This window comes from Streptomyces sp. NPDC054956 (assembly GCF_053609185.1).
In genome coordinates, this window is record NZ_JBSGXB010000091.1 from 1 (window position 1) to 23,748 (window position 23,748).

A 23,748-nucleotide genomic window follows, 5' to 3' on the forward strand; every position below is an offset into this window, starting at 1 on the left:
CTCGTTACGTACCGACTCCTCCTGAGATATGCGCACCCGTCCTCGTCGGGACGCATCAGACTGAACTGACTGGTACGTGCAAAAAATTTGGAATGGCCCGGAATCGGAACACCGGGGCACCCCGGCTCGTTGTCACGACGTGAGCACGACACCACCTGTTCTCGCCGCAGAGCTGGCGCAGGCGTGGGCCGATATTCAGCGGTACCACCCCGAGCTGCCTGACCTTGCCGCGCCCGAGTCCCTGATCGGAGAGTCCTCGTCCGCCTGCGGCGCCGAGCTCTCCTTCGAGCGACTGCTGCACGAGGCAGTCCACGGCATCGCAGCCGCCCGCGGAGTGCGTGACACCTCGCGCGCCGGCCGCTACCACAACCGCAGGTTCCTCGCGATCGCCGAGGAGATGGGCCTGGACCACGCCGACGAGCCGCACGCGAGCAGCGGCTTCTCGCTGGTCTCGCTCAATCCGGAGGCGAAGGCGCGTTACCGCCCCACGATGGAACGCCTCCAGCGAGCGCTGAAGGCCCACACGGTGGCGACCGCGGCCGACACCAAGCGCAGCTTCCGGGGGCCGGCCGCCCGGCACGGATCCTCCGGCGGAGGCGTCCGGGTCAAGGCGGTCTGCGACTGCGGGCGCAACGTGCGCGTGGTCCCGTCCGTGCTGGCCCAGGCCCCGATCGTGTGCGGCGGCTGCATGAAGCCGTTCCGCATTCCCGAGGTCGCGGTGTCCGCGGTCGCTTCCTGACCGGGGCGGGCGGGGCACCTCGGGCGTGTGGCACAATGGCTAGCTGTACTCGACAGTCGCATAGGACCCCTCTCTCCTCCGGCTGACGCGTCCATCGGGCACCCGAGTACCGCAACCCCACGTGGCATCTCATGTGCCCAACCACGTCAAGTTCAGGAGACACCACTCCAGTGGCAGTCAAGATCAAGCTCAAGCGCCTCGGCAAGATTCGCCAGCCGCACTACCGCATCGTCGTCGCGGACGCCCGTACCCGTCGGGACGGTCGCGCGATCGAAGAGATCGGTATCTACCACCCGACGTACAACCCGTCGCGCATCGAGGTCAACGCCGAGCGTGCGCAGTACTGGCTGTCGGTCGGCGCCCAGCCCACCGAGGCTGTGCTCGCCATCCTGAAGCTCACCGGTGACTGGCAGGCGCACAAGGGCCTCCCGGCCCCCGCGCCGCTGCTCCAGCCGGAGACGAAGGAGAGCAAGCGTCGCTCCTTCGACGAGTTCGCCAAGGCCCTCGAGGGCATCGGCGAGGGCAAGGGCGAAGCCATCACGCAGAAGGCGAAGAAGGCCGACAAGAAGGCGGACGAGGCTGAGGCCGAGACCGCCGAGTCGACCGAGGCCTGAGCATGCTCGAGGAGGCTCTTGAGCACCTCGTGAAGGGCATCGTGGACAACCCCGACGAAGTGCAGGTCGCCTCGCGCAACCTGCGCCGCGGGCAGGTGCTCGAGGTTCGGGTCCACCCCGACGACCTCGGCAAGGTGATCGGCCGCAACGGCCGCACCGCACGTGCTCTGCGTACCGTCGTGGGCGCCATCGGCGGCCGGGGGATCCGCGTCGACCTCGTCGACGTGGACCAGGTTCGCTGAGAAGTAGTTGAGTCACCGGCACGGGCCGGGGAGGGCATTGTGCCCGCCCCGGCCCGTCGTCGTCTGAACAGGAGAAAAGCAGTGGAGCTGGTAGTCGCGCGGATCGGCCGCGCCCACGGGATCAAGGGTGAGGTCACCGTCGAGGTGCGGACCGACGAGCCCGAGCTGCGGCTCGGGCCCGGTGCCGTGCTCCGGACCGAGCCGGCGTCGGCGGGCCCGCTGACGGTGGAGGCGGGCCGGGTGCACAGCGGAAGGCTGATGCTGCGGTTCGCGGGGGTCAAGGACCGCACCGGCGCCGAGGCGCTGCGCAACATCCTGCTCATCGCCGACGTGGACCCGGCGGAGCTCCCGGCCGAGGAGGACGAGTACTACGACCACCAGCTGATGGACCTCGACGTGGTCCTGGAGGACGGCACCGAGATCGGCCGGATCACCGAGATCTCCCACCTGCCCTCGCAGGACCTGTTCATCGTCGAGCGGCCGGACGGCACCGAGGTGATGATCCCCTTCGTCGAGGAGATCGTGGCCGAGATCGACCTGGAGGAGCAGCGCTGCGTCATCACCCCGCCGCCCGGGCTGATCGACGACCGCGAGGCGATCGTGGTCTCGACCCGTGACGAGGACGGGGAAGACGCCTGATGCGTCTCGACGTCGTCACGATCTTCCCCGAGTACCTGGAGCCGCTCAACGTCTCGCTCGTCGGCAAGGCGCGGGCGCGCGGGCAGCTCGACGTACACGTCCACGACCTGCGGGACTGGACGTACGACCGGCACAACACGGTGGACGACACCCCGTACGGCGGCGGTCCCGGCATGGTCATGAAGACCGAGCCGTGGGGCGAGGCCCTGGACGCGGCGCTGGCCGACGGCTACGAGGCGGGCGCGCACGGGCCGGTCATGGTCGTCCCGACCCCCAGCGGCCGGCCGTTCACCCAGGAACTGGCCGTCGAACTCTCCGAGCGTCCGTGGCTGATCTTCACCCCGGCCCGGTACGAGGGCATCGACCGCCGGGTCATGGACGAGTACGCCACCCGCATCCCGGTCTACGAGGTCTCCATCGGCGACTACGTCCTGGCCGGCGGCGAGGCCGCCGTCCTGGTCGTCACCGAGGCCGTGGCCCGGCTGCTGCCCGGGGTGCTCGGCAACGCCGAATCGCACCGCGACGACTCCTTCGCGCCCGGCGACATGGCCAACCTGCTGGAGGGGCCCGTCTACACCAAGCCCCCGGAGTGGCGCGGCCACGGCATCCCCGACGTGCTGGTCAGCGGCCACCACGGCAAGATCGCCCGGTGGCGCCGCGACGAGGCCTTCCGCCGCACCGCGAGCAACCGCCCCGATCTGATCGAGCGTTGCGAGGCCACCGCCTTCGACAAGAAGGACCGCGAGCTGCTGAGCGTCATGGGCTGGAAGCCGACGGCCGACGGCCGGTTTTGGCGTAGGCCGCAGACCGTGGAAGAATAGGCGGCTGCTGTGTGCTCGCGTACGCCCCTGCCACAGGGGGACAGTCGTCCGCCGAGTCCCGCAGCTCCCGAATTCTCTACGGAAACCCCGCACCGGCGGCCTGTGGCGTCGTGCGAAGAAAGCAGAAGAATCCCATGTCTCACCTGCTCGATGGCGTCAACGCCGCCACGCTGCGCTCGGACGTCCCGGCCTTCCGCCCGGGTGACACCGTCAACGTTCACGTCCGCGTGATCGAGGGCAACCGCTCCCGTATCCAGCAGTTCAAGGGCGTCGTCATCCGCCGCCAGGGCGCCGGTGTCTCCGAGACCTTCACGGTCCGCAAGGTCTCCTTCAGCGTCGGCGTGGAGCGTACCTTCCCGGTCCACTCCCCGATCTTCGAGAAGATCGAGCTCGTCACCCGCGGTGACGTGCGTCGCGCCAAGCTGTACTTCCTCCGTGAGCTCCGCGGCAAGGCCGCGAAGATCAAGGAGAAGCGCGACCGCTGATCTGCTCTCGGGGTTCGGGGGCAGGCCGGATAGGCTCGCTCCCGATGGACACCGAAGCACCTCACACGCAGCGCGGCCACTCTTCCCCCGGCGAGGGGGAAGGGCGGTCGCGTTTCGCGTTTTCAGAAGGCGGTTCCCCGCGATCCGATGACGTGTCGGACGAGGGCGGGGACGGGGACGGGGCCGCCGGCGGCGGGGGCGGCTGGCTGACCTGGCGCCGGGCCGCGCTGATCGGCGTGGCCTGCACCGTCTTCCTGCTGCTGCTCAGCAATTTCGTGCTCCAGCCCTTCCTGATCCCGAGCCGCTCGATGGAGCCGACGCTCGAGGTCGGCGACCGGGTACTGGTCAACAAGCTGGCGTACCGTTTCGGCGGCCGGCCCGAGCGGGGGGACGTCGTGGTCTTCGACGGCACGGGCTCCTTCGTACCGGAGGGCCCGGACGGCAATCCGGTGGGCGAGGCCCTGCACGGCGCGGCCTCCGCGCTCGGGCTCGCCGAGCCCTCGGACACCGACTTCGTGAAGCGGGTCGTGGGCGTGGGCGGAGACGACGTGGTGTGCGACGGGAACGGCCGGATCAAGGTCAACGGCGTCCCGTTGGAGGAGCCGTACCTGTTCCCGGGCGATTCGGGGTCCAGGGTTCCCTTCCGCATCGTCGTACCCCTTGGGACGCTGTGGGTCATGGGTGACCATCGTTCCCAGTCCCGGGACTCCCGGGACCACCTGGGGGAACCGGGCGGGGGGATGGTGCCGGTGGAGAAGGTGATCGGGCGGGCCGACTGGATCGGCTGGCCGGTTTCGCGCTGGGGCGCCGTGGAGTCCACCGGCGGCGGACGTGGGTAGCCGGGGGCGCCCGAGAGGCCAACGGGACGCGGAGGCCCGCGCGGCGGAGCAGGAGGCCGAGGCCGAGGCCGCGTCCGGCGGTGTGCAGGAACCCGGCAGCCGTGCCGAGAGGCGCCGGCTGGCCCGCCGGGTCAAGCGCAGACGGCGCACCCGCCGGGTGGGCGAGCTGCCGCTGCTGGTGGTGGTCGCGCTGTGCATCGCGCTGGTCCTCAAGACCTTCCTGGTGCAGGCGTTCTTCATCCCGTCGGGCTCCATGGAGCAGACGATCCGCATCGGCGACCGGGTCCTGGTGGACAAGCTGACCCCGTGGTTCGGCTCCGAGGTCGAGCGCGGCGAGGTCGTCGTGTTCAAGGACCCCGGAGGCTGGCTCGGCGCCGAGAACACCCGTCCCGAACCCGACCCGGTGGGGGTCAAGCAGATCAAGCAGACCCTCACGTTCATCGGCCTGCTGCCCTCGGCGGACGAGCAGGACCTGATCAAGCGGGTCATCGGAGTCGGCGGCGACACCGTGAAGTGCTGCGACGCCCGCGGCCGGATCACCGTCAACGGATCACCGCTGGACGAGCCCTACGTGAACCCGGGGAACGTTCCTTCGGAGATCCGCTTCGAGGTGCAGGTGCCCGCCGGCCGGCTCTTCGTCATGGGCGACCACCGGGCGAACTCGGCCGACTCCCGCTACCACCTCGACGAGGCCTTCCAGGGCACGATCGACGCGGAGGACGTGGTCGGCCAAGCGGTGGTCATCGCCTGGCCGTTCGGGCACTGGCGGCAGCTGGAGCAGCCCGCGACCTTCCGTATGGTGCCCGACCAGGCGCGTGCCGGACGCCGCGCGCCCCGTAGGCGCTTGCGAGCCGCGTCGGTCGCATAGTGTGTCCTCGGTCTCCCGCGCCTTCGGGAACTCTCGCTCGTTAGGGGAGGGGAGGGCCCGTGCCTCATGAGGCGCGGGCGGATTTCCGAGTTCCGACTGAGGAGTGGATGTGGGGGATGTGGCGGTAGGCGCGCGGTCCGGACGCGATGAAGGTGAAGAGCGGCCGGATGACGCCGTCGAGCGCGATGCCGCCGAGCGCGATGCGCAGGACGGCGACGCGACGGACGACGGGGCCCTCAAGCGCCCGCACCGCTCGTTCTGGAAGGAGCTGCCGCTCCTGGTCGGTATCGCCCTGATCCTCGCTCTGCTGATCAAGACCTTCCTGGTGCAGGCGTTCTCGATCCCGTCCGACTCGATGCAGAACACCCTGCAGCGGGGCGACCGGGTGCTCGTGGACAAGCTGACGCCGTGGTTCGGCTCCGAGCCCGAGCGCGGGGAGGTCGTGGTCTTCCACGACCCCGCGAACTGGCTGAGCGGGGAGCCCACCCCGGAGCCGAACGTCGCGCAGAAGGTCCTCAGCTGGATCGGCCTCATGCCGTCCGCGGAGGAGAAGGACCTGATCAAGCGGACGATCGCGATCGGCGGCGACACGGTCGAATGCAAGAAGGGCGGGCCGGTCGTCGTCAACGGCAAGGAGCTCGACGAGCCGTACATCTTCCCCGGCAACACCCCCTGCGACGACTTCCCCTTCGGTCCGATCACCGTGCCCAAGGGCAAGATCTGGGTGATGGGCGACCACCGGCAGAACTCCCAGGACTCCCGCTACCACCAGCAGGACGAGACCCGCGGGTTCGTGCCCGTCAGCGATGTCGTCGGGCGGGCCGTGGTCGTCGCGTGGCCGATCACCCGCTGGTCCACGCTGCCGGTCCCGGACACCTTCGACCAGCCGGGCATCGGCACGCAGACCGCGGCCACGGCGCTCGGTCTCGGGGCCTCCGGACTGGCTCCGGTCGGGCTCGGCCCGGCCGCTCTCGGGTTCGCCGGAGCGGTCCCGGTCGTCCTGTGGCGCAGGCGGAGGCTGACTGCCGGGCGTACCGGCAGGTAGGGTGCCGCCCAGGTCGACGATCTCCGAAGTGTGGGGGCGCTCCAATGGGCGGAACACGAGCAAAACGAGCAGGTGACGGCGGTGGCCGCGGTGCTCTCGGCAGCACGCTGTCGGGAATCGCCGTGGCCATCGGCTTTGTGCTGTTCCTGGGCGGGTTCGTGTGGGGAGCCGTCGTGTACCAGCCGTACACGGTGCCGACCGACTCGATGGTGCCCACGGTGAAGCCCGGGGACCGGGTGCTGGCACAGCGGATCGACGGCGGCGAGGTGCGCCGCGGGGACGTGGTCGTCTTCAAGGACGAGCAGTGGAGCGATTCGCCGATGGTCAAGCGGGTCGTCGGCATCGGCGGGGACACCGTCAGGTGCTGCGGCGACGGCGGCCGGCTCACCGTGAACGGCAAGGAGCTGGACGAGCCGTACATCGAGGAGGAGAAGCTCGACGTCGCGGACGCTCCTGGCGGCTCCGCCTCGCGGACGCCCTTCGAGGTGACCGTGCCCGAGGGCAACCTCTTCCTGCTGGGTGACCGGCGCGGCGCCTCCCTGGACTCCCGGGCGCACCTGCAGGAGGCCGGGCAGGGCACCGTGGCCCGCTCGGCGGTCAAGGCGCGCGTCGACGCCCTCGCGTGGCCCTCCATGTCGATGCTGGAGCGGCCGGGGACCTACGCCTCCCTCCCCGGCGGGACCTCCCGGCCGGGCCCGCTGCGCCTCCAGGTGGCCGCGGTGGTGGCCGGAGCGGCCCTGGTGCTGCTCGGAGCCGCGTACGGGCCGGTCGTACGGGTTCTCGGGCGCGGGCGGAGGCGGGAGCGGGCCGGTGTCCGCTGACGGGCCGGTGTCCGCCGACGCGCCGGGCGGGGCCGCAGGCGCTCCGCGCAAGGTGTCGCGCGTGATCCTGCTCGACCCCGAGGACCGCATCCTGCTGCTGCACGGCTTCGAGCCGGGAAACCCGGCGGACGACTGGTGGTTCACGCCGGGCGGCGGTCTGGAAGGGTCCGAGACCCGGGAGCAGGCTGCGCTGCGCGAACTCGCCGAGGAGACCGGGATCACCGCGGTGGAGCTGGGGCCGGTGCTGTGGCACCGCTACTGCTCGTTCCCCTTCGACGGGCGCCGCTGGGAACAGGACGAGTGGTACTTCCTGGCCCGGACCGGCCAGACGGCGACGGAGACGGGCGGCTTCACCGACCTGGAGCGGCGCAGCGTCTCCGGGGCCAGGTGGTGGACCTCCGAGGAACTTCTTGCGGCCCATGAGACGGTGTACCCGACCAGACTCGCAGAGCTGCTCCGCGCGCTGCTCGACGACGGTCCTCCGGGTGCGCCCGTGAACCTGGCCCCGGAAATCGTTTAGGGGCGCACGGGCCTGGCGCACAATAGGGGGACGCACGGCTGAAGGGGAACATGCCATGAGTGCCGAGGACCTCGAGAAGTACGAGACCGAGATGGAGCTGAAGCTCTATCGCGAGTACCGCGACGTCGTCGGGCTGTTCAAGTATGTGATCGAGACAGAACGCCGTTTCTACCTCACCAACGACTACGAGATGCAGGTGCACTCGGTCCAGGGCGAGGTCTTCTTCGAAGTCTCGATGGCCGACGCGTGGGTCTGGGACATGTACCGGCCGGCCCGGTTCGTCAAGCAGGTCCGGGTGCTGACCTTCAAGGACGTGAACATCGAGGAGCTCAACAAGAGCGATCTCGAGCTTCCGGGCAGCTGATCCGCCGCCGCTCCACGCCGGTCCTTCCACACGCCGGCCGCCGCCGTGCCGGGCCTCCGACGGTTCACCCGCAAGGGTGAGCGGGTTATCCACAATGCCCAGGTTGTCCACCAAGATCCACAGGCTGGACGGGGTTGCGGGACCGTCGGCGGTGGAGGTGGTGCCGGATGAACGCGAAGGGCGTGGCACAGCAGGCATTGGGGCGGTACGGCGAGGAGCTGGCGACGCGGCGGCTCACCGAGGCCGGGATGACCGTGATCGCGCGGAACTGGCGGTGCCGCAGCGGGGAGATCGACATCGTCGCCCGGGACGGGGACGCCCTCGTCGTGTGCGAGGTCAAGACCCGCAGGGCGGGGGAGTACGAGCACCCCATGGCGGCCCTGCGGCCGGGCAAGGCCGAGCGGCTCCGCCGGCTCGCCGGGCGATGGCTCGCCGATCACGGCGGGCCGCCCCCGGGCGGCGTGCGGATCGACCTGGTCGGAGTCCTGCTGCCGCGGCGCGGTGCGCCCGTGGTGGAGCACGTCAGGGGGGTGGCCTGATGGGCTTCGCGCGGGCCTGCTCGGTCGCCCTGGTCGGCGTCGACGGCGTGGTGGTGGAGGTCCAGGCCGACCTCGAACCCGGAATCGCGGCCTTCGCCCTGGTGGGGCTGCCCGACAAGACCCTGATCGAGAGCCGGGACCGGGTCCGGGCGGCCGTGGTGAACTCCGGCGCCACCTGGCCGCAGAAGAAGCTCACCGTGGGCCTCAGCCCGGCCTCGGTGCCCAAGTCGGGGGCCGGCTTCGACCTCGCCGTGGCCGCAGCGATCCTGGGCGCGGCGGAGGTGGTCGACCCCGCGGTGATCGCCGATCTCGTCCTCATCGGGGAGCTGGGCCTGGACGGCAGGGTGCGGCCCGTCCGGGGAATCCTGCCGGCCGTGCTCGCCGCCGCCGAGGCCGGATACCGGCAGGTCGTGGTCCCGCAGCAGTGCGCGGCCGAGGCCATGCTCGTCCCCGACGTCTCGGTGCTCGGCGTGCGCAGCCTGCGGCAGCTGATCGCGGTGCTGACCGGCGGGGAGGTCCCGGAGGAGGATCCGCCCGATCAGCCGGGGAGGCCCGACCCGATGCTGGCCGGGCTCGTCGTCCCGGGCGCCGGACTCGGCACGGGGGTGGCCCGGGACGGGGACGGGCGGGACTTCCCCGACCTGGCCGACGTCGCCGGTCAGCACGCCGCGCGCCGGGCGCTGGAAGTGGCTGCCGCCGGGGGCCACCACCTGTTCCTGAGCGGGCCGCCGGGCGCCGGCAAGACGATGCTGGCCGAACGGATTCCCTGGATCCTGCCCCCGCTCACCCGACAGGACTCCCTGGAGGTCACGGCCGTCCACTCGGTCGCGGGAATCCTGCCGCCGGGGGAACCGCTCGTCGTCAGGCCCCCGTACTGCGCCCCGCACCACTCGGCGACCATGCAGTCCCTGGTCGGGGGCGGGGCCGGGGTGGCCAGGCCCGGGGCGGTCTCGCTGGCCCACAAAGGGGTGCTCTTCCTCGACGAGGCCGCGGAGTTCGGGGCCAAGGCCCTGGACGCCCTGAGACAGCCGCTCGAAGCCGGGCACGTGGTCATCGCGCGGGCCGCCGGCGTGGTACGCCTGCCGGCCAGGTTCCTGATGGTCCTGGCCGCCAATCCCTGCCCCTGCGGGCGGCACACCCTGCACGGGACCGGATGCGAATGCCCGGCCTCGGTGATCCGGCGCTACCAGGCCCGGCTGTCGGGGCCGTTGCTCGACCGGGTGGACCTGCGGGTGGAGGTGGAGCCGGTCACCCGCTCCGATCTGCTGGGGCGAGGCGGGCGCGGCGAAGCCACCGCGGTGGTCGCCGACCGGGTGCGCGAAGCCCGTGACCGGGCGGTGGCCCGGCTGGCCGGCACCCCCTGGCGGATCAACGCCGAGGTGCCCGGGCACGAGCTGCGGACCCGCTGGCAGGCGGGCCCCGGGGCGCTGGCCCTGGCCGAGCGGGACCTGGAGCGCGGTCTGCTCACCGCCCGGGGGCTGGACCGGGTGCTCCGCGTCGCCTGGACGGTGGCGGACCTGCGGGGCCGTGACCGCCCCGAGGCGCTGGACGTGGCCGTCGCCCTGGAACTGCGCACCGGCATCGCCCGCGGCGCGACGGCGGCCATGGGGGCCGGATCATGACCGGGCCCGGGCCGGAGCCGGTGGAGCCGCCGGAGCCGGTGGACGTGCCGGACGGGCCGGCGCCCGGAGCGGGGGAGGCGGATCCGCGCGGTGAGGTGCTCGCGCGGGCCGCGCTGACCCGGGTGCTGGAACCCGGGGACGTGCACGGCGGGCGCTGGCTGCGCGCGTACGGGGCCGTCGGGCTGATACGCCTGCTGACCGGGCCCGAACCGCCGCCCGGGGTGCCGGACGGGGTGGGCGCCGAGCGGCTCGCCGGATACCGCGGGCGGGCCGCCCTGGCCGACCCCCGCCGGGATCTGGCGGCCGCAGCCGGGGCGGGCGGCAGGTTCGTCTGTCCCGGATCGGCGGAGTGGCCGACCCAGCTGGACGACCTCGGCGACGCCCGGCCCGTCGGGCTGTGGGTGCGGGGCCGGCCGAACCTGCGGACCTGGGCCCTGCGCTCGGTGGCCGTGGTCGGGGCCCGCGCGTGCACCCCGTACGGGGCGCACATGGCGCAGTCCCTCGCGGCCGGCCTCGCCGAGCGCGGCTGGGTGGTCGTCTCGGGAGGGGCCTACGGGATCGACGGCGCGGCCCATCGCGGGGCCCTCGGCGCCGGCGGGGCCACGGCGGCCGTGCTGGCCTGCGGGGTGGACGTCCCCTACCCGCGCGGCCACGCCGGACTGTTCGGCCGGATCGCCGCGCAGGGGCTGCTGCTCGGGGAGCTGCCGCCCGGCAGTCACCCCACGCCGAGCCGGTTCGTCCTGCGCAACCGGGTGATCGCCGCGCTGACCCGGGGCACGGTCGTCGTGGAGGCGGCCCACCGCAGCGGGTCCCTCGTCACCGCCCGGCGGGCCCAGTCGCTCGGGAGATGCACCATGGGCGTCCCCGGCCCGGCCACGAGCGGGCTCTCGGCCGGTGTGCACGAGCTGCTGCGCGGTGAGGCGGCGCTGGTCACGGACGCGGAAGAGGTCATCGAGCTGGTCGGAGCCATGGGCGAGCTGGCCCCCGAACGGCGCGGCCCGGTGGTCGCCCGGGACCTGCTGGACCGGGCCGCCGTCCGGGTGCTCGAAGCACTTCCGGCCGGGCGGCTCGCCGATCCGGCGGAGCTGGCCCTCGCGGCGGGCGTCGGCACCGATGAAGTCATCGGCAGACTGTACGAACTTCACTCTCTGGGGTTCGTCGAACGGCAGGGCGACGGCTGGCAGTTGGCCCCGCGACGGCCGACGGGAGGCATACAAACCGGAGTCACCCGGCGAGGCGGTCGTTGACCTGGGGAGTTCCGGTGAAAGAGTGAAGCCGATGAGAGACGCGGTCTTCCCGGTGGCAGTCGCCGGGACCGTGCGCCCGGCGCCGGTCCCGGGTCGCCCGCGCGAGTCGGGTCGCCTTCGAGGGTCCGTGCCATCCCGTACTCTTCGCGCACCGCGACACTTCCGTCACGCTACGCTCCCAAGGAATCCGGCTCCGGCAAAGGCGAAGCATGCCCCAGCACACCTCAGGGTCCGACCGCGCTGCGGTGCCCCCCGCTGCGCGCAGCAGCGAGCGGTCCACCGCGCCTTCGTCCCTGGAGGTGCTGTGGCGCTCGTACAAGGACTCGGGTGACGAGCGGCTGCGGGAGCAGCTGATCCTGCACTACTCACCCCTCGTGAAGTACGTGGCCGGAAGGGTCAGCGTCGGCCTGCCGCCCAATGTGGAGCAGGCCGACTTCGTCTCTTCCGGGGTCTTCGGACTCATCGACGCCATCGAGAAGTTCGACATCGAGCGGTCCATCAAGTTCGAGACGTACGCGATCACCCGCATCCGGGGAGCGATGATCGACGAGCTGCGGGCGCTGGACTGGATCCCCCGCTCGGTGCGCCAGAAGGCGAGGGCCGTGGAGCGGGCCTACGCCACGCTGGAGGCCCAGCTGCGGCGCACCCCGACCGAGGGTGAGGTCGCCGGCGAGATGGGCATCGGGGTGGAGGAACTCCACGCGGTGTTCAGTCAGTTGTCGCTGGCGAACGTGGTCGCCCTGGAGGAACTGCTGCACGTCGGCGGAGAGGGCGGTGACCGCCTCTCCCTGATGGACACCCTGGAGGACACCGCCGCCGACAACCCGGTGGAGGTCGCCGAGGACCGGGAGTTGCGGCGGTTGCTGGCGCGGGCCATCAACACGCTGCCCGAGCGGGAGAAGACGGTGGTGACCCTCTACTACTACGAGGGCCTCACGCTCGCCGAGATCGGCAACGTGCTCGGCGTGACCGAGAGCCGCGTCAGCCAGATCCACACCAAGTCGGTGCTGCAGCTGCGGGCGAAGCTGGCGGACGTCGGGCGCTGAGCCGGGTCGGGCGCTCGAAGGTCTTGCGGGACGTCCGTAGAGTGGACGCGTGCCCAGGATTCGAGCGGCCTCCGTGGCCGAGCACCGGTCGATGCAGCGCGGGGCCCTGTTGGACGCCGCGCGTTCCCTCCTGTCCGAAGGGGGGACGGAAGCGCTGACCTTCCCCGCCCTCGCCGAGAGGACCGGCCTCGCCCGGTCCTCCGTGTACGAGTACTTCCGCTCGCGCGCCGCCGTCGTCGAAGAGCTCTGCGCGGTGGACTTCCCCGTGTGGGCCGCCGAGATCGAGGCGGCGATGTCCGAGGCGCAGACGCCCGAGGCGAAGATCGAGGCGTACGTCCGCAGCCAGCTGGGGCTGGTGGGGGACCGCCGGCACCGGGCCGTGGTGGCGATCTCGGCGAGCGAGCTGGACGCCGGGGCGCGCGAGAAGATCCGTGCGGCGCACGGGGGGCTCGTCGCGATGATCGTGGAGGCGTTGGCGGCTCTCGGGCAGGCGGAGCCGCGGCTCGCGGCGATGCTGCTGCAGGGGGTGGTGGACGCTGCCGTCCGCCGGATCGAGGCGGCCTCGGGCGAGGACCCGTCGGTGGTCACGGACGCGGCCGTGGCCATGGCCCTGCGGGGCGTCGGGGGCTAGGCCGTCTCAAGCGCCGCCGGGGCTCAGGGGGAGCAGGCGGGGGGTCGGGTGGGGGAGGAGGGTCAGGGGGTTGAGGTAGGCCTCGGACCGCAGGAGGCCCCAGTGGAGGCACGGGACCGGGCAGTGGGATCCGGTCGTGAGGAGGGCCACCACCTGGCCCGTCGTGACCTCGGCTCCCTCCGCCACCAGCGGGCGGACCGGTTCGTACGTCGTGCGCAGGCCGTTCGGGAGGGTCAGCGAGAGGACTCCGCGTCCCGCGACCGGGCCCGCGTAATGGACCCGGCCCGGGCCGACGGCGTGCACCTCCGCGCCCACCGGGGCCGCCAGGTCCACGCCGCGGTGGCCCGCCGCGTACGGGGTCGGGGGCGGGTCCCACCACCGGAGCACGGTCAGGGGCGCGGGCAGGGGGCGGGCCCCCGGGGCGGCCGGAGTGCCCGGTGGCGCCGGCGCGGCGGTGAGGGACAGGGTCAGGAGCAGGGTGAGCAGGAGTGCCGTCATGGCGCCCAGGGTCCCGCCCGGGGGCGGCCCGCCGCCGGGCCTGTGGACAACCGGAGGGCTGTGGACAACCGCGTCGTCCGGCATACCGCCGGGTCCCGTACACTTCTTGTGGCGATCCGGGTCACCGGGTCGACTTCGCACGCCCCAGCACCGGCCGCTCAGGCCAGGTGACAGCGTCTCTCGGTCCCCTCTGCGGGGGCAGGGCGCGACAGGGGCGTCAGGAACCAAACCGAGAAACAAGGAGATGGCCATGGCCGTCGTAACGATGCGGGAGCTGCTGGAAAGCGGCGTCCACTTCGGTCACCAGACCCGCCGCTGGAACCCGAAGATGAAGCGCTTCATCTTCACGGAGCGCAACGGCATCTACATCATCGACCTGCTCCAGTCGCTGTCGTACATCGACCGCGCCTACGAGTTCGTGAAGGAGACCGTCGCCCACGGCGGTTCCATCATGTTCGTCGGTACCAAGAAGCAGGCCCAGGAGGCCATCGCCGAGCAGGCGACGCGCGTTGGTATGCCGTACGTCAACCAGCGCTGGCTGGGTGGCATGCTCACCAACTTCTCCACCGTCTACAAGCGCCTTCAGCGTCTGAAGGAGCTTGAGGCGATCGACTTCGACGACGTCGCCGCGTCGGGTCTCACCAAGAAGGAGCTCCTGGTCCTCTCCCGCGAGAAGACCAAGCTGGAGAAGACCCTCGGTGGTATCCGCGAGATGTCGAAGGTCCCCAGCGCCGTCTGGATCGTCGACACCAAGAAGGAGCACATCGCCGTCGGTGAGGCGCGCAAGCTCCACATCCCGGTCGTCGCGATCCTCGACACCAACTGCGACCCCGACGAGGTCGACTACAAGATCCCGGGCAACGACGACGCGATCCGCTCCGTCACCCTGCTCACCCGCGTGATCGCCGACGCCGTCGCCGAGGGCCTCATCGCCCGTTCCGGTGCCGCCACTGGCGACTCGAAGCCGGGCGAGAAGGCCGCCGCCGAGCCGCTCGCCGAGTGGGAGCGCGACCTCCTCGAGGGCGAGAAGAAGGCCGACGACGCTGAGGCCGCCCCGGCCGAGGCCGCTGTCGAGACCCCCGCCGCCGAGGCCGAGGCCGCTCCGGCCGAGGCCGTCGTCGAGGCTCCGGCCGCCGACGCCGAGCAGGCCTGACCCACTGAGAGCGCCCGGCGTTCACGCGCCGGGCACTCGCAGCACGGACGATGACGGCGGGGGAGCCGCGCCAAAAGCGCGCTCCTCCGCCGTTCACCCGTAGATCTACGACTTCGAGAGAGAATCACAGACTCATGGCGAACTACACCGCCGCTGACGTCAAGAAGCTCCGCGAGCTCACCGGCGCCGGCATGCTGGACTGCAAGAACGCGCTGGTCGACTCCGACGGTGACGTCGACAAGGCCGTCGAGGCGCTCCGTATCAAGGGTCAGAAGGGCGTCGCCAAGCGCGAGGGCCGTTCTGCCGAGAACGGTGCCGTCGTCTCCCTGATCGCCGACGACAACACCTCCGGTGTCATCGTCGAGCTGAAGTGCGAGACGGACTTCGTCGCCAAGGGCGACAAGTTCCTGGCCGTCGCCAACCAGCTCGCCGCGCACGTCGCCGCGACCTCCCCGGCCGACCTCGAGGCGCTCCTGGCGTCCGAGATCGAGGCCGGCAAGACCGTCACCGCTTTCGTCGACGAGGCCAACGCCAACCTCGGCGAGAAGATCGTCCTGGACCGCTTCGCGCAGTTCACCGGCGGTTACGTCGCGGACTACATGCACCGCACGATGCCCGACCTGCCGTTCCAGATCGGCGTCCTGGTCGAGCTCGACAAGCCCAACGCCGAGGTCGCCCGCGGCATCGCGCAGCACATCGCCGCCTTCGCGCCGAAGTGGCTCTCCAAGGAAGACGTCCCCGCCGACGTCGTCGAGTCCGAGCGTCGCGTGGCCGAAGAGGTCACCCGCGCCGAGGGCAAGCCCGAGGCCGCTCTGCCGAAGATCGTCGAGGGTCGTGTCAACGGCTTCTTCCGCGACAACACGCTGCTCGGCCAGGCGTACGCCCTGGACGCCAAGAAGTCCGTCCAGAAGGTTCTGGACGAGGCCGGTGTCACCCTGGTGCGCTTCTCGCGCATCAAGGTCGGCATCTGAGTCCGTCCGTACGCGACGGACACCGGACCCCGGTAGGGTCTGAAGCAGTCGTCCGCGTCCGCGCAGGACGACCGCAGATCTGACGAGGAGGCCATTGCCGTAGAGGGAACCGCGAGGACCCACCGGCAATGGCCTTCTTCGTATGTGCACGAGGAGATCTCCATGAATCAGGGCGTGGACACCCACACCGCTTCCGACGACAAGAGCGACCAGGACAAGAAGGGCCGCCGCTTCATGCTGAAGCTGTCGGGCGAGGCCTTCTCCGGTGGTGGAGGACTGGGCGTCGACCCCGACGTCGTCCACGCCATCGCGCGTGAGATCGCCGCGGTGGTCCGCGACGGCGCGGAGATCGCCGTCGTGATCGGCGGCGGCAACTTCTTCCGCGGCGCCGAACTCCAGCAGCGCGGCATGGACCGGGCCCGGTCCGACTACATGGGCATGCTCGGCACCGTCATGAACTGCCTCGCCCTCCAGGACTTCCTGGAGAAGGAGGGCATCGACTCCCGGGTCCAGACCGCCATCACCATGGGCCAGGTCGCCGAGCCGTACATCCCGCTGCGCGCGGTGCGCCACCTGGAGAAGGGCCGCGTCGTCATCTTCGGCGCCGGCATGGGCATGCCCTACTTCTCCACCGACACCACGGCCGCCCAGCGCGCCCTGGAGATCGACGCGGAAGCCCTGCTCATGGGCAAGAACGGTGTCGACGGGGTCTACGACTCGGACCCCAAGAAGAACCCGGACGCCGTGAAGTTCGACGCGCTGGAATACAGCGAGGTGCTCTCCCGCGACCTCAAGGTCGCCGATGCCACCGCCATCACGCTGTGCCGCGACAACAAGCTGCCGATCCTGGTCTTCGAGCTGCTGGCCGAGGGCAACATCGCCCGCGCCGTCAAGGGTGAGAAGATCGGCACGCTCGTGAGCGACCAGGGCACCCGGGCCTGAGCACTCCGGGACCGAGCACACCGCCGCCGGTTCGCACCCCGCCGGGCCGAACCGGCCCCGCCCGCCTGAACCATCCATTTCTGACATGCAGGAGCACGTGGTGACCGAAGAGATCCTCCTCGAGGCCGAGGAGAAGATGGAAAAGGCCGTCGTCGTCGCCAAGGAAGACTTCGCCGCGATTCGCACCGGTCGTGCGCACCCGGCGATGTTCAACAAGATCGTGGCGGAGTACTACGGCGCCATCACGCCCATCAACCAGCTGGCCTCGTTCTCGGTGCCCGAGCCGCGCATGGCCGTCGTGACCCCGTTCGACAAGAGCGCCCTGCGCAACATCGAGCAGGCCATCCGCGACTCCGACCTGGGCGTCAACCCCAGCAACGACGGCAGCATCATCCGGGTGACCTTCCCCGAGCTGACGCAGGAGCGCCGCAAGGAGTACGTCAAGGTCGCGCGCACCAAGGCCGAGGACTCCAAGGTCTCGATCCGCGCCGTCCGCCGCAAGGCCAAGGACGCCCTCGACAAGCTCGTCAAGGACAAGGAAGCCGGCGAGGACGAGGTGCGCCGCGCCGAGAAGGAGCTCGACGACACCACCGCGAAGTACGTCGCGCAGGTGGACGAGCTGCTCAAGCACAAGGAAGCCGAGCTCCTCGAAGTCTGATGAACGACTCTTCCTGGCAGCCGGAGCCGGTTCCGGCGGGTCCCGCATACGATGCGCAGGTGGGCCCGCACACTCGGCCCATGCCCATCGTGCCCGATGCCGCCGGCCGTGACTTCGACGACCGGGAAGCACGCGATCGGGGGGCCGCCGCTGACGGCGGCTCCCTCTTCCGCGCCGAGACGCCGCCGCAGGAGCCCATGCCCAGCCCCCCGCCGCCCCCGCCTTCGCAGGCACCGCAGGACGCCTCCCCACCGCCTCAGAAGAAGCGTGCGGGGCGGGACCTGCGTGCCGCCATAGGGGTCGGCGTCGGCCTCGGCGCGGTGATCTTCGCTTCGCTGTTCATCGTCAAGGCGGTCTTCGTCGGCGTCGTCGTCGTCGCGGTCGTCGTGGGGCTGTGGGAGCTCACCTCCCGGCTCCAGGAGAAGAAGGGCATCAAGGCCCCGCTGGTCCCCCTGGCGATCGGCGGCGCGGCGATGGTCATCGCCGGCTACGTCCGCGGAGCCGAGGGCGCCTGGGTGGCCATGGCCCTGACGGCTCTGGCGGTCCTGGTCTGGCGGATGACCGAACCGCCCGAGGACTACCTCAAGGACGTCACCGCGGGCGTCTTCGCGGCGTTCTACGTACCGTTCCTGGCCACCTTCGTCGCGATGCTGCTCACCGCCGACGACGGGCCGCAGCGCGTGGTGACCTTCCTGGTCCTGACCGTGGTCAGCGATACCGGGGCCTACGCGGTGGGCTGGCGCTTCGGCAAGACCAAGCTCGCCCCGCGCATCAGCCCCGGAAAGACCCGCGAGGGGCTCTTCGGAGCAGTGGCCTTCGCGATGGCGGCCGGCGCGCTGTGCATGGAGTTCATGATCGACGGGGGCGCCTGGTGGCAGGGCCTGCTGCTGGGCCTGGCCGTGGCGGTCAGCGCCACGCTGGGAGACCTCGGCGAGTCGATGATCAAGCGTGACCTCGGCATCAAGGACATGGGCACGCTGCTGCCGGGCCACGGCGGCATCATGGACCGGCTGGACTCCCTGCTTCCGACGGCCCCGGTGGTCTGGCTGCTGCTGGCGGCCTTCGTCGGCACCGGCTGACCTGCGAAAAGGCGCCCGTACAGGCCGGGCGGTTACTCTTGGAAGGCGCGCTGCTTCTGCGGCGCGCCTTTCGTCTTACAAGGAGTACCTGCCATGGCCCGCCCTGTTCCGGGAGAGCTCACTTTCGTCGCCCCCCGTGGAGCGAAGAAGCCGCCCCGGCACCTCGCCGACCTCACCCCCGAGGAGCGCCGGGAGGCCGTCGCCGCGATCGGCGAGAAGCCGTTCCGGGCCAAGCAGCTCTCCCAGCACTACTTCGCCCGGTACGCGCACGACCCGGCCGAGTGGACCGACATCCCGGCGGGCTCGCGCGAGAAGCTCCGCGACGAGCTGCTGCCGGACCTGATGAGCGTCATCCGCCACATCTCCTGCGATGACGACACCACCCGCAAGACCCTGTGGAAGCTGCACGACGGCACGCTCGTCGAGTCCGTGCTGATGCGCTACCCGGACCGGGTCACCATGTGCATCTCCTCGCAGGCCGGCTGCGGCATGAACTGCCCGTTCTGCGCCACCGGCCAGGCGGGTCTGGACCGCAACCTGTCCACCGCCGAGATCGTGCACCAGATCGTCGACGGCATGCGCGCCCTGCGCGACGGCGAGGTCCCGGGCGGGCCCGCCCGGCTGTCGAACATCGTCTTCATGGGCATGGGCGAGCCGCTCGCCAACTACAACCGCGTCGTCGGGGCCATCCGCCGCCTCACCGACCCGGAGCCCGACGGCCTGGGGCTGTCCCAGCGCGGGATCACCGTCTCCACCGTCGGCCTGGTCCCGGCCATGCTGCGCTTCGCGGACGAGGGCTTCAAGTGCCGCCTCGCCGTCTCGCTGCACGCGCCGGACGACGAGCTGCGCGACACGCTGGTCCCCGTGAACACCCGCTGGAACGTCCGCGAGGTGCTCGGCGCGGCCTGGGAGTACGCGGAGAAGTCCGGCCGCCGGATCTCCATCGAGTACGCCCTGATCCGCGACATCAACGACCAGGCCTGGCGCGGAGACCTGCTCGGCAAGCTCCTCAAGGGCAAGCGCGTGCACGTCAACCTGATCCCGCTCAACCCGACGCCGGGCTCGAAGTGGACCGCCTCGCGGCCCGAGGACGAGAAGGCGTTCGTGGAGGCCATCGCCCGCCACGGAGTGCCGGTGACCGTACGCGACACCCGTGGTCAGGAGATCGACGGCGCGTGCGGGCAGCTGGCGGCTTCGGAGCGCTAGCTTCCGCTTTTGGCCGGACGTATTCGGCCACGGGGTACCCTGTGGCCGAACCAATTTCATATTCCGACAGGGGAGCGCCACAGCGCTGAGAGTGCGGGACCGTCATCCGCAGACCCTCTGAACCTCGCCCCGGTCATTCGGGGTAGGAAGTTCGGTCATCACTCAAGCTGTTGCGCCCTGCCCGGCGTCCGCTCCCAACAGAGCGCCGGGCAGGGCCGCGTCTTCTCCTGGACATCCCAGGAGGAATCAACCAGTGAGCACCACCAAGAAGCTCGCGGGCGTCGCGCTCGCGGCCGCGCTCGGCGTCAGCACGCTCAGCGCCTGTGGCGGCGGCGACGCCAAGGACAAGTCCGCGGGCGCGACCGACGCCCCCAAGAGCAAGACGATCACCCTCGTCTCGCACGACTCCTTCAACGTGACCGAAGCGGTCCTCAAGGAGTTCGAGCAGCAGAGCGGCTACACCGTCAAGGTCCTGAAGTCGGGCGACGCCGGCGCCGCGCTGAACCAGGAGATCCTGACCAAGGGCTCCCCGCGCGGCGACGTCTTCTTCGGCGTGGACAACACCCTGCTCTCCCGCGCCCTCGACAACGGCATCTTCACGCCGTACGAGGCCAAGGGCCTGGCCGACGTGAAGCCCGAGTACGTGCTCGACAAGGAGCACCGGGTCACCCCGGTCGACTCCGGCGACATCTGCGTCAACTACGACAAGGCCTACTTCGCGGACAAGAAGATCGCCCCGCCGCAGACGCTGGACGACCTGATCAAGCCGGAGTACAAGAACCTGCTGGTCACCGAGAACGCCGCGACCTCCTCGCCCGGCCTCGGATTCCTCCTCGCCTCCGTCGGCAAGTACGGCGAGGACGGCTGGACGAGCTACTGGAGCAAGCTGAAGGCCAACGGCGTCGAGGTCGTCGACGGCTGGGAGCAGGCCTACAACGAGCGCTTCTCCGGCTCGGCGGGCGGCAAGAAGGCCAAGGGCGACCGCCCGCTGGTCGTCTCCTACGCCTCCAGCCCGCCGGTCGAGGTGCTCTACGGCGAGCCGCAGCCGGCCGAGGCCCCGACGGGCGTCGCGACCGGTACCTGCTTCCGGCAGACCGAGTTCGCGGGCCTGCTCAAGGGCGCGAAGAACGAGGAGGGCGGCAAGGCGCTCCTGGACTTCCTGATCTCCAAGAAGTTCCAGGAGGACATGCCGCTCCAGATGTTCGTGAACCCGGTGACCAAGGACGCCAAGCTGCCCGAGCTGTTCACCAAGCACGGCGTCGTGATCGAGAAGCCTTCGAGCGTCGCCCCGGACGCCATCGCGAAGAACCGTGACCAGTGGGTCAAGACGTGGTCGACGCTCGTCGTGAAGTAGGACGAATGCCCTCCTCGACGAAGGAGAGGGGCGCACCGAAGGAGAGCGGGCGGGCCACGCTCGTCAGACTCGGTCTGATGGCCGTCCCGCTCCTCTTCTTCGGGCTGTTCTTCGCCTATCCCGTCGCCGCGATCGTCGGGCGCGGGCTCAAGACCGACACCGGCTGGCAGTTCGGCCGGATCGGCGAGGTGCTGGCCCGGCCCGACATCGCCGAGGTGCTCTGGTTCACCACCTGGCAGGCGCTCGCCTCGACGGCGCTCACGCTCCTGATCGCACTCCCCGGCGCGTACGTCTTCGCGCGCTTCGACTTCCCCGGCAAACAGCTGCTGCGGGCGCTCGTGACGGTGCCGTTCGTCCTGCCGACCGTCGTGGTCGGCACCGCCTTCCTGGCACTCGTGGGACGGGGCGGCCTGCTGGACGAGGTGTGGGGGATCCGCCTCGACACGACCGTGTGGGCCATCCTGCTGGCCCACGTCTTCTTCAACTACGCCGTCGTCATCCGCACGGTCGGCGGACTGTGGGCCCAACTGGACCCGCGCCAGGAAGAAGCCGCCCGGGTCCTGGGCGCCGGGCGGTTCGCCGCCTGGCGCCGGGTGACCCTGCCCGCGCTCGGCCCGGCCGTGGCCGCCGCCTCGCTGATGGTGTTCCTGTTCACCTTCACCTCCTTCGGCGTCGTGCAGATCCTCGGCGGGCCCTCGTACTCCACCCTGGAGGTGGAGGTCTACCGGCAGACCGCGCAGCTCCTGGACCTGCCGACGGCCGCTGTGCTGACGATGGTCCAGTTCGCCGCCGTCGGCGCGATCCTCGGCGTGCACTCCTGGACCGTGCGCAAGCGGGAGACAGCCCTGCGCCTCGTCGACCCCGGGCGGACCACGCACCGGCCGCGCGGCCGGTCGCAGCGCACCCTGCTCGGCGGGGTGCTCCTGACGGTGGCGCTGCTGATCGTGCTCCCGCTCGGCGTGCTCGTGGAACGCTCCCTCGACGCCCCCGGCGGCTACGGCTTCGGCTTCTACCGGGCGCTGCAGGAAGTGGGCGCCGGCGGCGGGACCTTCCTCGTGCCCCCGCTCGAGGCGATCTGGAACTCCCTCCAGTACGCACTGGCCGCCACCGCCATCGCGCTGGTCGTCGGCGGTCTCGCGGCAGCGGCGCTGACCCGGCGCGAAGGCCGCTTCGTACGCGGCTTCGACGCCCTGCTGATGCTCCCGCTCGGGGTGTCGGCCGTGACCGTCGGCTTCGGCTTCCTCATCACCCTCGACGAGCCGCCGCTGGACCTGCGGACCTCGTGGATCCTGGTGCCGCTGGCGCAGGCGCTGGTGGGCGTGCCCTTCGTCGTACGGACCATGCTGCCCGTCCTGCGGGCGGTCGACGGCCGGCTGCGGGAGGCCGCCGCCGTGCTCGGCGCCTCCCCGCTGCGGGCCTGGCGGGAGGTGGACCTGCCGATGGTGCGGCGGGCCCTGCTGATCGCGGCCGGCTTCGCCTTCGCCGTGTCCCTCGGGGAGTTCGGGGCGACCGTCTTCATCGCGCGGCCGGACCATCCGACGCTGCCGGTCGCCGTGGCGCGGCTGCTGGGCCGGGCGGGGGAGATGAACTACGGGCAGGCGATGGCCCTGAGCACGATCCTGATGCTGGTGTGCGCGGTGTCCCTGCTGGCGCTGGAGCGGCTGCGACCCGACAAGACCTCCGGAGAATTCTGATGACCCTGCTTCAGCTGGAAGGGGTTTCGGTCCGCTTCGGCGAGCGCGCGGTCGTCGACTCCGTGGACCTGGCCGTCGCCGAGCACGAGACTGTGTGCGTGCTCGGGCCGAGCGGGAGCGGCAAGTCCACCCTGCTGCGGGTCGTGGCCGGGCTCCAGTCCGTCTCGGACGGGCGGGTGCTGCTCGGTGGCGCCGACCAGGCCGGGGTGCCCGTGCACCGGCGGGGGGTGGGCCTGATGTTCCAGGACCACCAGCTGTTCCCGCACCGCGACGTGGGCGGGAACGTCGCGTTCGGGCTGCGGATGCGGGGCTCCGGGCGGGCGCCGAAGCGGTCCTACGAGGCCCGGGTCGCGGAGCTCCTGGAACTGGTCGGGCTCCCCGGGGCGCAGGGCCGCGCGGTGGCCTCGCTCTCCGGCGGCGAACAGCAGCGGGTCGCGCTGGCCCGGGCGCTGGCGCCGTCGCCGCGGGTGCTGATGCTGGACGAGCCGCTCGGGCAGCTGGACCGGGGGCTGCGCGAGCGGCTCGTCGTGGAGCTGCGGGGGCTGTTCGCGAGGCTGGGGACCACCGTGCTGGCCGTCACGCACGACCAGGGCGAGGCGTTCGCGCTGGCCGACCGGGTGGTCGTGATGCGCGACGGGCGGATCGCGCAGGCGGGGACTCCGCTGGAGGTGTGGGAGCGGCCGGCTTCGGAGTTCGTGGCGCGGTTCCTGGGCTTCGAGAACGTGGTGCCGGCGGCGCTTTCGGAGGGGGTGGCCGTGACCCCTTGGGGGAAGGTCCCCGTACCGGCCGGGTCTCCGGAAGGGGAGCGGCGTGTCCTGATCCGGCCGGCGGGTGTCGTGCTGTCGGCCGAGGGGCTGGGCTGCGAAGTCGTCTCCCGGACCTTCCGGGGCACGCACGTCGCGCTGCTGCTGCGGCCGGAAGTGGGGCCCGAGCTGGAGGCGGAGTGCGGGCTGGTCGGGGCGCCCGCCGTGGGGGACCGGGTCGCTGTGACCTTCGCTCCGGCCGAAGTCGTCGTCCTGCCGGGGGAGTAGGGGCGGCCGCTGTGCGGAGCCTTCCCCCACCCCCCCCCATCCCGAAAACGGGGCGCCGCCCCGCGCCCCCGGGCCGCCCG

At 71.3% G+C, this 23,748-nt stretch carries 26 protein-coding genes and 1 pseudogene; 26 read left to right on the plus strand and 1 reads right to left on the minus strand.

Going from position 1 to position 23,748, the window contains the following annotated elements:
- The first annotated feature begins 139 nt into the window (after positions 1 to 139).
- The 17 genes and pseudogenes from ACWGDE_RS16830 (at position 140) to ACWGDE_RS16910 (ending at position 13,082) form a co-directional block, all read left to right on the plus strand.
- The gene (locus ACWGDE_RS16830) at positions 140 to 739 is read left to right on the plus strand and encodes a hypothetical protein (RefSeq protein WP_453389751.1); all 600 of its coding nucleotides are present in this window, start codon (positions 140 to 142) and stop codon (positions 737 to 739) included.
- A 170-nt stretch (positions 740 to 909) separates the two neighbouring features.
- Entirely contained in the window at positions 910 to 1,353 is a 444-nt protein-coding gene (gene rpsP, locus ACWGDE_RS16835; protein WP_453389752.1) for a 30S ribosomal protein S16, read from the plus strand.
- 2 nt (positions 1,354 to 1,355) lie between these two features.
- Positions 1,356 to 1,595 carry an RNA-binding protein gene (locus ACWGDE_RS16840; protein ID WP_030011889.1) on the plus strand — a complete coding sequence of 80 codons (240 nt, stop codon included), beginning with the start codon at positions 1,356 to 1,358 and terminating at the stop codon, positions 1,593 to 1,595.
- Between the two features lie 81 nt (positions 1,596 to 1,676).
- Complete coding sequence (gene rimM, locus ACWGDE_RS16845) at positions 1,677 to 2,234, plus strand: ribosome maturation factor RimM (protein ID WP_453389753.1); 558 nt, start codon at positions 1,677 to 1,679, stop codon at positions 2,232 to 2,234.
- Positions 2,234 to 3,055, plus strand: a complete 822-nt coding sequence (trmD, locus tag ACWGDE_RS16850) for a tRNA (guanosine(37)-N1)-methyltransferase TrmD (protein ID WP_453389754.1) — start codon at positions 2,234 to 2,236, stop codon at positions 3,053 to 3,055. Before rimM ends, trmD begins: the two co-directional genes overlap by 1 nt.
- Positions 3,056 to 3,189: 134 nt before the next feature.
- On the plus strand, positions 3,190 to 3,540 hold the full coding sequence (rplS, locus tag ACWGDE_RS16855; protein ID WP_214947866.1) for a 50S ribosomal protein L19: 351 nt from the start codon (positions 3,190 to 3,192) through the stop codon (positions 3,538 to 3,540).
- Between the two features lie 44 nt (positions 3,541 to 3,584).
- Entirely contained in the window at positions 3,585 to 4,379 is a 795-nt protein-coding gene (gene lepB / locus ACWGDE_RS16860) for a signal peptidase I (RefSeq protein ID WP_453389755.1), read from the plus strand.
- A pseudogene (gene lepB, locus ACWGDE_RS16865) lies at positions 4,372 to 5,397 on the plus strand (signal peptidase I). The gene lepB (ACWGDE_RS16860) and the pseudogene lepB (ACWGDE_RS16865) overlap by 8 nt, the downstream one beginning before the upstream one ends.
- Positions 5,357 to 6,292, plus strand: coding sequence for a signal peptidase I (gene lepB / locus ACWGDE_RS16870; RefSeq protein ID WP_453389756.1), 936 nt, complete (start codon positions 5,357 to 5,359; stop codon positions 6,290 to 6,292). Before lepB (ACWGDE_RS16865) ends, lepB (ACWGDE_RS16870) begins: the two are co-directional and overlap by 41 nt.
- A gap of 44 nt (positions 6,293 to 6,336) precedes the next feature.
- Entirely contained in the window at positions 6,337 to 7,113 is a 777-nt protein-coding gene (gene lepB / locus ACWGDE_RS16875) for a signal peptidase I (protein ID WP_453389757.1), read from the plus strand.
- A complete protein-coding gene (locus ACWGDE_RS16880; protein WP_453389758.1) occupies positions 7,103 to 7,633 on the plus strand; it encodes an NUDIX hydrolase in 531 nt (176 codons plus the stop codon). The genes lepB (ACWGDE_RS16875) and ACWGDE_RS16880 overlap by 11 nt, the downstream gene beginning before the upstream one ends.
- Positions 7,634 to 7,688: 55 nt before the next feature.
- The gene (locus tag ACWGDE_RS16885) at positions 7,689 to 7,997 is read left to right on the plus strand and encodes a DUF2469 domain-containing protein (protein WP_005311352.1); all 309 of its coding nucleotides are present in this window, start codon (positions 7,689 to 7,691) and stop codon (positions 7,995 to 7,997) included.
- A 167-nt stretch (positions 7,998 to 8,164) separates the two neighbouring features.
- Complete coding sequence (locus ACWGDE_RS16890; RefSeq protein WP_453389759.1) at positions 8,165 to 8,536, plus strand: YraN family protein; 372 nt, start codon at positions 8,165 to 8,167, stop codon at positions 8,534 to 8,536.
- Entirely contained in the window at positions 8,536 to 10,158 is a 1,623-nt protein-coding gene (locus tag ACWGDE_RS16895) for a YifB family Mg chelatase-like AAA ATPase (protein WP_453389760.1), read from the plus strand. The genes ACWGDE_RS16890 and ACWGDE_RS16895 overlap by 1 nt, the downstream gene beginning before the upstream one ends.
- A complete protein-coding gene (gene dprA, locus ACWGDE_RS16900) occupies positions 10,155 to 11,405 on the plus strand; it encodes a DNA-processing protein DprA (protein ID WP_453389761.1) in 1,251 nt (416 codons plus the stop codon). Before ACWGDE_RS16895 ends, dprA begins: the two co-directional genes overlap by 4 nt.
- Before the next feature lie 209 nt (positions 11,406 to 11,614).
- Positions 11,615 to 12,451 (plus strand): RNA polymerase sigma factor WhiG, encoded by an 837-nt coding sequence (whiG, locus tag ACWGDE_RS16905; RefSeq protein WP_385329324.1) that lies wholly within the window; start codon positions 11,615 to 11,617, stop codon positions 12,449 to 12,451.
- 73 nt (positions 12,452 to 12,524) lie between these two features.
- Positions 12,525 to 13,082, plus strand: coding sequence for a TetR/AcrR family transcriptional regulator (locus ACWGDE_RS16910; RefSeq protein WP_453389769.1), 558 nt, complete (start codon positions 12,525 to 12,527; stop codon positions 13,080 to 13,082).
- Between the two features lie 6 nt (positions 13,083 to 13,088).
- On the opposite strand, the gene ACWGDE_RS16915 is transcribed toward ACWGDE_RS16910, so the two are convergent.
- A complete protein-coding gene (locus ACWGDE_RS16915) occupies positions 13,089 to 13,580 on the minus strand; it encodes a M23 family metallopeptidase (protein ID WP_453389762.1) in 492 nt (163 codons plus the stop codon).
- A 250-nt stretch (positions 13,581 to 13,830) separates the two neighbouring features.
- Here ACWGDE_RS16915 and rpsB point away from each other — a divergent pair, with 250 nt between their 5' ends.
- The 9 genes from rpsB (at position 13,831) to ACWGDE_RS16960 (ending at position 23,668) form a co-directional block, all read left to right on the plus strand.
- Positions 13,831 to 14,733 carry a 30S ribosomal protein S2 gene (gene rpsB / locus ACWGDE_RS16920; RefSeq protein ID WP_453389763.1) on the plus strand — a complete coding sequence of 301 codons (903 nt, stop codon included), beginning with the start codon at positions 13,831 to 13,833 and terminating at the stop codon, positions 14,731 to 14,733.
- A 134-nt stretch (positions 14,734 to 14,867) separates the two neighbouring features.
- Positions 14,868 to 15,704: a translation elongation factor Ts gene (tsf, locus tag ACWGDE_RS16925; protein ID WP_453389764.1), complete on the plus strand. Its 837-nt coding sequence runs from the start codon at positions 14,868 to 14,870 to the stop codon at positions 15,702 to 15,704.
- 162 nt (positions 15,705 to 15,866) lie between these two features.
- On the plus strand, positions 15,867 to 16,646 hold the full coding sequence (gene pyrH / locus ACWGDE_RS16930; RefSeq protein WP_250743872.1) for a UMP kinase: 780 nt from the start codon (positions 15,867 to 15,869) through the stop codon (positions 16,644 to 16,646).
- 100 nt (positions 16,647 to 16,746) lie between these two features.
- Positions 16,747 to 17,304 (plus strand): ribosome recycling factor, encoded by a 558-nt coding sequence (frr, locus tag ACWGDE_RS16935; RefSeq protein ID WP_365917467.1) that lies wholly within the window; start codon positions 16,747 to 16,749, stop codon positions 17,302 to 17,304.
- Entirely contained in the window at positions 17,304 to 18,383 is a 1,080-nt protein-coding gene (locus tag ACWGDE_RS16940; protein WP_453389765.1) for a phosphatidate cytidylyltransferase, read from the plus strand. Before frr ends, ACWGDE_RS16940 begins: the two co-directional genes overlap by 1 nt.
- A gap of 93 nt (positions 18,384 to 18,476) precedes the next feature.
- On the plus strand, positions 18,477 to 19,589 hold the full coding sequence (rlmN, locus tag ACWGDE_RS16945; protein ID WP_453389766.1) for a 23S rRNA (adenine(2503)-C(2))-methyltransferase RlmN: 1,113 nt from the start codon (positions 18,477 to 18,479) through the stop codon (positions 19,587 to 19,589).
- Between the two features lie 253 nt (positions 19,590 to 19,842).
- Positions 19,843 to 20,943, plus strand: a complete 1,101-nt coding sequence (locus ACWGDE_RS16950) for a thiamine ABC transporter substrate-binding protein (protein WP_453389767.1) — start codon at positions 19,843 to 19,845, stop codon at positions 20,941 to 20,943.
- Positions 20,944 to 21,020: 77 nt separating this feature from the next.
- The gene (locus ACWGDE_RS16955; RefSeq protein ID WP_453389770.1) at positions 21,021 to 22,637 is read left to right on the plus strand and encodes an ABC transporter permease; all 1,617 of its coding nucleotides are present in this window, start codon (positions 21,021 to 21,023) and stop codon (positions 22,635 to 22,637) included.
- Entirely contained in the window at positions 22,637 to 23,668 is a 1,032-nt protein-coding gene (locus ACWGDE_RS16960) for an ABC transporter ATP-binding protein (RefSeq protein ID WP_453389768.1), read from the plus strand. Before ACWGDE_RS16955 ends, ACWGDE_RS16960 begins: the two co-directional genes overlap by 1 nt.
- Positions 23,669 to 23,748 lie beyond the last annotated feature (80 nt).